At 74.1% G+C, this 8953-nt stretch carries 4 protein-coding genes; 2 read left to right on the top strand and 2 right to left on the bottom strand.

Annotation, left to right across the window (positions count from 1 at the left end):
• Positions 1–250: 250 nt before the first annotated feature.
• Positions 251–4114, top strand: coding sequence for an ABC transporter ATP-binding protein (locus ACFWUQ_RS30260; protein WP_384544387.1), 3864 nt, complete (start codon positions 251–253; stop codon positions 4112–4114).
• A 63-nt stretch (positions 4115–4177) separates the two neighbouring features.
• On the opposite strand, the gene ACFWUQ_RS30255 is transcribed toward ACFWUQ_RS30260, so the two are convergent.
• Positions 4178–4732 carry an EF-hand domain-containing protein gene (locus tag ACFWUQ_RS30255; protein ID WP_384544385.1) on the bottom strand — a complete coding sequence of 185 codons (555 nt, stop codon included), beginning with the start codon at positions 4730–4732 and terminating at the stop codon, positions 4178–4180.
• A 794-nt stretch (positions 4733–5526) separates the two neighbouring features.
• Between ACFWUQ_RS30255 and ACFWUQ_RS30250 the strand changes: the two genes are divergently transcribed.
• On the top strand, positions 5527–6960 hold the full coding sequence (locus ACFWUQ_RS30250) for a S28 family serine protease (protein ID WP_384544383.1): 1434 nt from the start codon (positions 5527–5529) through the stop codon (positions 6958–6960).
• Between the two features lie 69 nt (positions 6961–7029).
• Here the strand turns inward: ACFWUQ_RS30250 and ACFWUQ_RS30245 are convergent, their stop codons facing one another.
• The gene (locus ACFWUQ_RS30245) at positions 7030–8802 is read right to left on the bottom strand and encodes a glycoside hydrolase family 3 protein (protein WP_384544389.1); all 1773 of its coding nucleotides are present in this window, start codon (positions 8800–8802) and stop codon (positions 7030–7032) included.
• Between the last annotated feature and the right edge of the window lie 151 nt (positions 8803–8953).

Raw genomic sequence — 8953 nt, 5'->3', positions numbered from 1 at the left:
ACGGCGGTACGTCCAGTACGAGCCGTGGTCCGCCGTCTTGCGATGCACCGCACCGGACACCGCGACCCGGCAAACCTTTCCGGCCACGGCACTAGATCCGCGCCGCCCGGCCTGATCCCCGATCGCCCCCCCCGTGCCCCGCCCGGTTGCCGACCCGCGCGCAACCCCGTTCGATTGTTGCGGCGGGATGAAATCCGCCGGTCGGCGCGTTGGGGGAGGCGGCAGGACAGGACGAACGGGGAGGCACCACGTGGCGGCGGCGGAGACTGCGACCGGAGAGAAACAGGGCTGGGGCAGGAGGCTCGTCGCCTACACCTGGCGGTACAGGCTCAACGTGCTGCTCGCGCTGGGGTCCTCGCTCGGCGGCATGGCCGTCATGGCGCTCGTGCCCCTGGTCACCAAGGTGATCATCGACGACGTCATCGGCGACCGGAGCCGCCCCATGGGCCTCTGGGCCGGGCTGCTCATAGCCGCCGCCCTGCTCGTGTACGTGCTCACGTACATCCGCAGGTACTACGGCGGGCGCCTCGCCCTCGACGTGCAGCACGACCTGCGCACCGACATGTACGACACCATCGCCCGCCTCGACGGCCGGCGCCAGGACGAGCTGTCCACCGGGCAGGTCGTCGGGCGGGCCACCACCGACCTCCAGCTCATCCAGGGCCTGCTGTTCATGCTGCCCATGACCATCGGGAACTTCCTGCTCTTCGGGATGTCCCTCGGGATCATGCTGTGGCTCTCGCCCCTGCTGACCCTCGTCGCACTCCTCATGGCCCCCGCCCTCTGGTTCATCGCCAAGCGCAGCCGCAAGAAGCTCTTCCCCGCCACCTGGTTCGCCCAGGGCCAGGCCGCCGCCGTCGCGGGCGTCGTCGAGGGGGCCGTGACCGGCGTCCGCGTCGTCAAGGGCTTCGGCCAGGAGGAGCAGGAGACCGGCAAGCTCCGGGCGGCCGGCCGCGGGCTCTTCGCCGGGCGGATGCGCACCATCCGCCTCAACTCGCGCTACACCCCCGCCCTGCAGGCGGTCCCCGCCCTCGCACAGGTCGCCATGCTGGCGCTCGGCGGCTGGCTGGCCACCCGCGGCCAGGTGACCCTCGGCACCTTCGTCGCCTTCTCCACCTACCTCGCCCAGCTGGTCGGCCCCGTCCGGATGCTCGCCATGGTGCTCACCGTCGGTCAGCAGGCCCGCGCCGGCGCCGAGCGCGTCTTCGAGCTCATCGACACCGCACCGGTGATCCGCGAAGGCGGGCACGAGCTCCCCGCCGACGCCCCCGCCACCGTGGAGTTCGACGCCGTCCGCTTCGGGTACGACCCCGAGCGGCCCGTCCTCGACGGCTTCTCGCTGTCCCTCGCCGAAGGGGAGACCATCGCCCTCGTCGGCTCGTCCGGCAGCGGGAAGTCCACCGTCTCGCTGCTGCTGCCGCGCTTCTACGACGCCGACGCCGGCACCGTCCGCGTCGGCGGCCACGACGTCCGGGACCTGACCTACGGGTCGCTGCGGGCCGCCATCGGACTCGTACCCGAGGACTCCTTCCTCTTCTCCGACTCCATCCGCGCCAACATCACCTACGGGCACCCCGGCGCCACCGACGCGCAGGTCGAGGCCGCCGCCGCGGCCGCCCAGGCCGACGGGTTCATCAAGGCCCTGCCCGCCGGATACGACACCGCGGTCGGCGAGCAGGGCCTCACCCTCTCCGGCGGCCAGCGCCAGCGCATCGCCCTCGCCCGCGCCATCCTCACCGATCCCCGGCTGCTGCTCCTCGACGACGCCACCTCCGCCGTGGACGCCCGCGTCGAGCACGAGATCCACGAGGCGCTGCGGGCCGTGATGGCCGGCCGGACCACCCTGCTGATCGCCCACCGCCGCTCCACCCTCGCACTGGCCGACCGGATCGCCGTACTGGACCGTGGGCGGCTCGAAGACATCGGTACGCACGAGGAACTGGAGCGCCGCTCCGCCCTCTACCGCCGCCTGCTCACCGACCCGGACGCCCTGGGCGCGGCCTCGCCCCGCACCCCCGAGGCCCTGGCGCCGGGCGAGTTCGAGCGCGACGCCGACCGCGACCTGGAACGCGACATCGAGTTCGAGGCCGAGATCGACTCGGAGCCGGTCAACGCCAAACGCCGCGTCGCGGGGGGCATCACCCCCGAGCTCTGGCGGCGCCAGGACGAGGACCGCGACGGACGCGCCGCCGCTCCCGCCGGGTCCGGGGCAGCGCCCGGCGCGGCGCCCGGAGCCGGGCACTCGATGGCCGGAGCCGTGGCCGGCATGCCCGCCACCCCCGAACTGCTCGCCCAGGTCGCCGCGCTGCCGCCCGCGGACGACACACCCGACGTGGACGAGGCCCGCGCCGCCTCCGCCGAGGAGAGCTACGGCCTGCGCCGCCTGCTCCGCGGCTTCTGGGCGCCGCTGGCCGTCAGCCTCGGCCTGGTCGCCCTCGACGCGGGCGCCGGCCTGCTCCTGCCGATCCTGATCCGCTACGGCATCGACCAGGGCGTCGAGCGGGCCGTCCTCGGAGCCGTCTGGCTCGCGGCGGGGCTCGCCCTCGCCGTCGTCGTCGCGCAGTGGGCCGCGCAGTTCGCCGAGACCCGGATGACGGGCCGCACCGGCGAGCGCGTGCTGTACTCCCTGCGCGTCAAGATCTTCGCCCAGCTCCAGCGCCTCGGCCTCGACTACTACGAGCGCGAGCTCACCGGCAAGATCATGACCCGGATGACCACGGACGTGGACGCCCTGTCCACCTTCCTGCAGACGGGTCTCGTCACCGCCGTCGTCTCCGTCTTCACCTTCTTCGGCATCCTGATCGCCCTGCTCGTCCTCGACGTAGGGCTCGCGCTGATCGTCTTCGCCACCCTGCCCGTCCTGGTCATCGGCACGGTCGTCTTCCGCCGCAAGTCGGTCGTCGCCTACGAGCTGGCCCGCGACCGGGTCAGCCTGGTCAACGCCGACCTCCAGGAATCCGTCTCCGGACTCCGCATCGTCCAGGCCTTCCGCCGCGAGGGCTCCGGCGCCCGGCGGTTCGCCGAGCGCAGCGGCGCGTACCGCGAGGCCCGGGTCCGCGGGCAGTGGCTGATCTCCGTCTACTTCCCGTTCGTGCAGCTGCTGTCCTCGGGCGCGGCGGCCGCCGTGCTGATCGTCGGCGCGGGCCGGGTGGAGGCCGGCACCCTCACCACCGGCGCACTGGTGGCGTACCTGCTCTACATCGACCTGTTCTTCGCCCCCGTCCAGCAGCTCTCCCAGGTCTTCGACGGCTACCAGCAGGCCACCGTCTCCCTCGGCCGGATCCAGGGGCTGCTGCGCGAACCCACCACCACCCCGCGCCCGGAGCGGCCCCGCGAGGTCGAGCGGCTGCGCGGGGAGATCGCCTTCGAGGACGTCCGCTTCCAGTACGGCACCGCCGAGGAGCGCGGCGAGAAGGGCGACGCGCTGGCCGGGATCAGCCTGCGCATCCCCGCCGGGCAGACCGTCGCCTTCGTCGGCGAGACGGGGGCGGGCAAGTCCACCCTCGTCAAGATGGTGGCCCGGTTCTACGACCCGACCTCCGGGCGGGTCACCGCCGACGGGACGGACCTGCGGGAGCTCGACCTGACGGCGTACCGCCACCGGCTCGGTGTCGTCCCCCAGGAGTCGTACCTCTTCCCGGGGACGGTACGGGACGCCATCGCCTACGGGCGGCCCGGCGCGAGCGACGCCGAGGTGGAGGCGGCCGCCCGCGCGGTCGGCGCCCACGCCATGGTCGCCACGCTCGACGGCGGCTACCTGCACACGGTCGCCGAGCGCGGCCGCAACCTCTCGGCGGGCCAGCGCCAGCTGATCGCACTGGCCCGGGCCGAACTCGTCGACCCCGACGTGCTGCTCCTCGACGAGGCCACGGCCGCGCTCGACCTGGCCACCGAGGCCCAGGTCAACCACGCGACCGACCGCCTGGCGGGCAAGCGCACCACCCTGGTGGTGGCGCACCGGCTGACCACCGCGGCCCGCGCGGACCGGGTCGTGGTCATGGACCGGGGCCGGGTCGTCGAGGACGGCGGCCACGCCGAACTGCTGGCGCGCGGCGGCCGGTACGCCGAGCTGTGGCGCACCTTCGTCGGCGAGGACGAGCGGGCCGCCGCCTAGGCCGGCGGCGGTGGCGACGGCGGCGGGGAGCCCGGGCCGGGGCGCCCGGGCTCCCCGGGGAGGTCAGAGCTCGCCGAAGAGGAGGTTGCCCGGGGCGTCCTCGTCGGTGCCGGTGTAGTACTCGCGTACCGCGTCGAGGAGCTCGTCCACCGTCAGGTACCCGTCGTGGTTCCTGTCGATCCGCGCGAAGAGCCGCTCCGCCGCGGCCGGTTCCAGGTCGGTGTCGAAAGCGGTCTGGGCCCGGTGGAACTCCGTGGGGCTGATCCGCCCGTCGCCGTCGGTGTCGGCCACCGTGAGGATCGCCTTCATCAGCGGGCGGAAGGAGGCGTCGTAGGCGGGGCCGCCCTGCGCGTACAGCCGCGTCATCCCCAGGGAGTACTCCTCGGGCGTGACCTTGCCGTCGCGGTCGAGGTCCAGCTCGGTGAAGAGGGCCTGCCAGAAGTCGACGAGCCCGCGCATGACCTCGTCCGCCCTGGGGGATCCGTCCGGCTCCCCCAGGGCCGTCAGCAGCCGGGAGCCGAGCGCGATGATGTCGTGCTCGTCGATCACACCGGTCCGGTCGGCGTCCAGGTGCGCGAAGGCGCGCTCCAGCTTGCGGTCGAGGAGGTCGTTCGTCATGGCGGGGCCTTTCGCGGCTTCGGGTGCGGAGACGGCAGGCGATGCGGTGGTCACCTAGCGTAATCGCCCGGATCCCCGGTGAACTCCCGTTCTCCCGCCGCTCCGTGCGGCTGCACTCGGACGAGGGAGGGGTGTTCGAGGGGCGGGGCGCCGCGCCCGCCGGGTCCGCTGCCCTCGGCGGGGTCAACCGGCCGGCGGGGCCGGTCCGGGTCCGTGCGCGCCGCAACCTTCCGGGGGGTCCGGGCGTCGTACGTGCGTATGTACGGGGTACGTACGACTGATCGGGGGACAGATTGGCACAGGGGTGGAGGGGGTGGCCGGGGCGGTGGAGCCCCGGCCGGTGGATCGCGCTCCCGGCGGCGCTGGCGGCGGCCCTGTGGCTCTGCGCCGGCGGCCTGTCCACGGCCCCGGGCGCCGAGGCTGCGCCCGGCGGCTGCGCCGGGCGCCTCGCCCGGACGGTGTCCTTCGCGACGGGCGAGGTGCGCGTGTACAAGAGCCGTACGCACGCCTGCGCGGTGACCGTGGCCCGCGGCCGGGGGGAGCGGCGGATGGCCGTGAGCATCCAGGCGCGCGGCGGCGTTCCGGTGCGCGTGGCGGGGCGGTTCGAACGGCGCACGGGGCCCGTCACGGTCGCCGCGATCAGCCGTTGCGTGTACGTACGTGGGCGAGTCGGCCCGGGATCGGCCGATTCCGGCTGGATTCTGTGCTGAGGGACCGGCCCAACTGGGTCTGTTCACGGCCGCGTTCGCCCGGTTAGGTTCACGGCGACCGAAGTGAACTCAAGGGGAGGGTGAATGCGCAAGACGCTCGGATGGCTGCTGTCACTCGTGGTGCTGATCGGCACCATGGGTGCGGCCGGCACCACGGCACAAGCGGCCACCGCCGCGGAACCGGCGGCCGCCACGGACATCAAGGACCAGATCCTCGGCATTCCCGGGATGAGCCTGATCGAGGAGAAGCCGTACCCCGGCTACCGCTTCTTCGTACTGAACTACGAGCAGCCGGTCGACCACCGGAAGCCGTGGAAGGGCACCTTCAAGCAGCGCCTGACCCTGCTGCACAAGGACGTCTCGCGGCCGACGGTGTTCTTCACCTCCGGCTACAACGTCAACACCAACCCGCGCCGCAGTGAGCCGACGACCATCGTCGACGGCAACCAGGTGTCGCTGGAGTATCGATTCTTCACGCCCTCGCGGCCCGACCCGGCCAACTGGGCGAACCTGGACATCTGGCAGGCCGCCAGTGACCAGCACCGCCTCTTCACCGCCCTGAAGAAGACCTACAAGAAGAACTGGCTGGCCACCGGCGGCAGCAAGGGCGGCATGACGGCGACGTACTACGAGCGCTTCTACCCGCGCGACATGGACGGCGTCGTCGCGTACGTCGCGCCCAACGACGTCAACGACAAGGAGGACTCGGCCTACGACCGGTTCTTCGCCAAGGTCGGCACCAAGGAGTGCCGCGACCGGCTGAACGCCGTGCAGCGCGAGGCGCTCGTGCGCCGCGAGCCCCTGGAGGCCAAGTACGCGGCCGCCGCCGCCGAGAACGGCTGGACCTTCACCACCGTCGGCAACCTCGACAAGGCCTACGAGGCCGTCGTGCTCGACTACGTGTGGGCCTTCTGGCAGTACAGCCTGCTCGCCGACTGCGCCGCCGTCCCGACCGCGGCGACCGCCTCCGACCAGGAGATCTGGGACACGATCGACGCGATCTCGGGCTTCTCCGCCTACGCCGACCAGGGCCTGCAGACCTACACCCCGTACTACTACCAGGCGGGCACGCAGCTCGGTTCCCCCGACATCAAGCTGCCGCACCTGGGCAACCTCAGCCGCTACGGCTACCAGCCGCCGCGCAACTTCGTGCCCGCCGAGATCCCCATGGCCTTCCAGCCGGGAGCCATGGCCGACGTGGACCGCTGGGTGCGCGACAACGCGCACCAGATGCTGTTCGTCAACGGGCAGAACGACCCGTGGGGCTCCGAGCCGTTCCGCATCGGGTACGGGGCGCGCGACAGCTACGTGATGATCGCTCCGGGCGCCAACCACGGTGCGAACGTCGCCAAGCTCCAGGAGGGCGAGCGGACGCTGGCCACCGCGAAGATCCTCCAGTGGGCGGGGGTGGCCCCGGCCGCCGCGCTCGCCGACGCCGGCAGGGCCGCGCCGCTGGCGCAGCCGGACGCCGTTCTCGACCAGCACGAGACGGAGCGCGAGCCGCAGCTGCGGCCGTAGTCCGCAGCCGTACCCGCCACCGCCCGGGGGCGCGTCCGCACACCGCGGACGCGCCCCTGCGGCATCCCGTCACCCGTACGTCAGGCCGTGCCCCCGCGGATACCGGCCCGGCACCGGGACGGGGAGGCGGCCGCTGGGCCGCGCGGCCCCGGCGAGCACCCGGGCCGCCGCGCGCATCGCCACGTCCGTCCAGGAGTACGTCGCAAGCTCCGCCGCGCAGGCCGGCAGCCGGGCCCCGTCGTACGGGTTGCGGATCGCCACCGCGACCACCGGCACCCCGGTCGCCACCAGCTCCTCCACCAGCGTGCGCTGCGGGCCGCCGCCCTCCGGGACGTTGTACGTGCACACCACCACCGCCGCGTGCCCGGCGGCCGAGGCCGCGGCGCCGCCGGCCGGCACCGCCGTCGCGGGGCAGCCGGCAGCGGTCAGCTCCCGGGCCAGGACCTCCGCGGGAGGACCCGACGTACCCGTGGGGGAGGCCGGGTCGGCCCCGGTGACCAGCAGCCGGGGGCTCGACGCCGCGTCGAACGGGAGCAGCCCGTCGGGATCGGCCAGCAGGGTCGTCGTACCCGCCGTGATCTCGTCGGCGGCGGCGAGGTGCGCCGCGGTACCGACGACGGCGTCCACCGCGCCGGCCGCCGGGAGGGCCTGCGCGAACAGGCCCCGCCGCTCCTTCAGTTCGAGGATCCGCAGGACCGACTCCTCGATCCGGGCCCGGGTCAGCTCGCCGGACTCCACCGCGGCGAGCACGCTGCGGTGGGCGAGCGGCAGGTCCGGCGGGTTGAGCAGCTGGTCGCAGCCCGCCCGCAGGGCCAGGACGGGCACCCGGTCGTCCCCGTACTTCTGCCGGACCCCGGCCATGTCCAGGGCGTCGGTCACCACCACGCCCTCGAACCCCAGCCGTTCGCGCAGGATGCCGGTGACGATCGGCCGCGAGAGGGTCGCCGGGTCCCCCGACGGGTCCAGCGCGGGGAAGACGATGTGCGCCGTCATGACGGCGTCCACGCCCGCCTCCACCGCCGCGCGGAACGGCGGCTCGTCCAGCTCCTCCCACTCGGCGCGGGTGTGGCGCATCACCGGCAGCCCCACATGGCTGTCGGTCTCGGTGTCCCCGTGGCCGGGGAAGTGCTTGGCGGTGGCCGCCACCCCGGCGCCCTGGTAGCCCGCCACCTGGGCCGCGACCAGTTCCGCCACGGCGTGCGGGTCGGAGCCGAAGGACCGGACGCCGATGACCGGATTGGCCGGGTTGACGTTCACATCGGCCACCGGCGCGTAGTCCTGCCGGATGCCCATGGCGGCCAGCTCGGCGCCCGCGATGCGCGCGGCCCGCAGGGCCTCCCGGGTGGAGCCCGTCGCGGCGTGCCGCGCGCCCAGGGCCATCGCCCCCGGGAGCAGCGTGGCGGGCTTGCCGATCCGGGCGACGGCGCCGTGCTCCTGGTCGGTGGAGAGCAGCAGCGGGATCCCGGCGCCGGAGGCGAGGGCGGCCCGCTGGAGGCCGCCGGAGAGTGCGGCGATCTGCTGCGGATCACGGGTGTTGTGCGCCCAGGCGAAGTAGATGACGCCGCCGAGGTGGTAGCGGGCCACGAGGTCGGCGGCCGTGCGCACCCCGAACAGGGCCGTGTTCCGCTCGGCGTCCGCCGGCTCGGGGTCGGTGGCCGAATGCCCGTACGCGCGGGACACGAAGAGCTGCCCGACCAGTTCGGCGGGGCTCATCTCGGCGACCAGGCCGCGCAGCCGGTCCCGGTCGGCGGAGGGCGTGGGAGGGCGCGGTCCGGGGGCGCGCCGCGGGCCCGCGCCGGCCGGTGCGGCGGAGGCGGCCCCGGAGGCCGTGACGGCGACCATGGCGGCCGCGGCGAGCAGGGTCCGGCGGGAGGCGTGGTTCGGCACGCGCCGGACCCTACTGCGCCCCCGCGCCGGCGCGGCCGGGGACACTCGGGAGGTCCCCCGGACGGGGCGCCGCCACCGCCGCGCGGCGGGGCGCGCACGCCCGGGG

Origin of the sequence: Streptomyces sp. NPDC058662, assembly GCF_042716255.1 — a bacterium.
In the GTDB taxonomy this organism is placed as follows: domain Bacteria; phylum Actinomycetota; class Actinomycetes; order Streptomycetales; family Streptomycetaceae; genus Streptomyces.
This window is presented reverse-complemented; position numbering and strand designations above follow the sequence as displayed.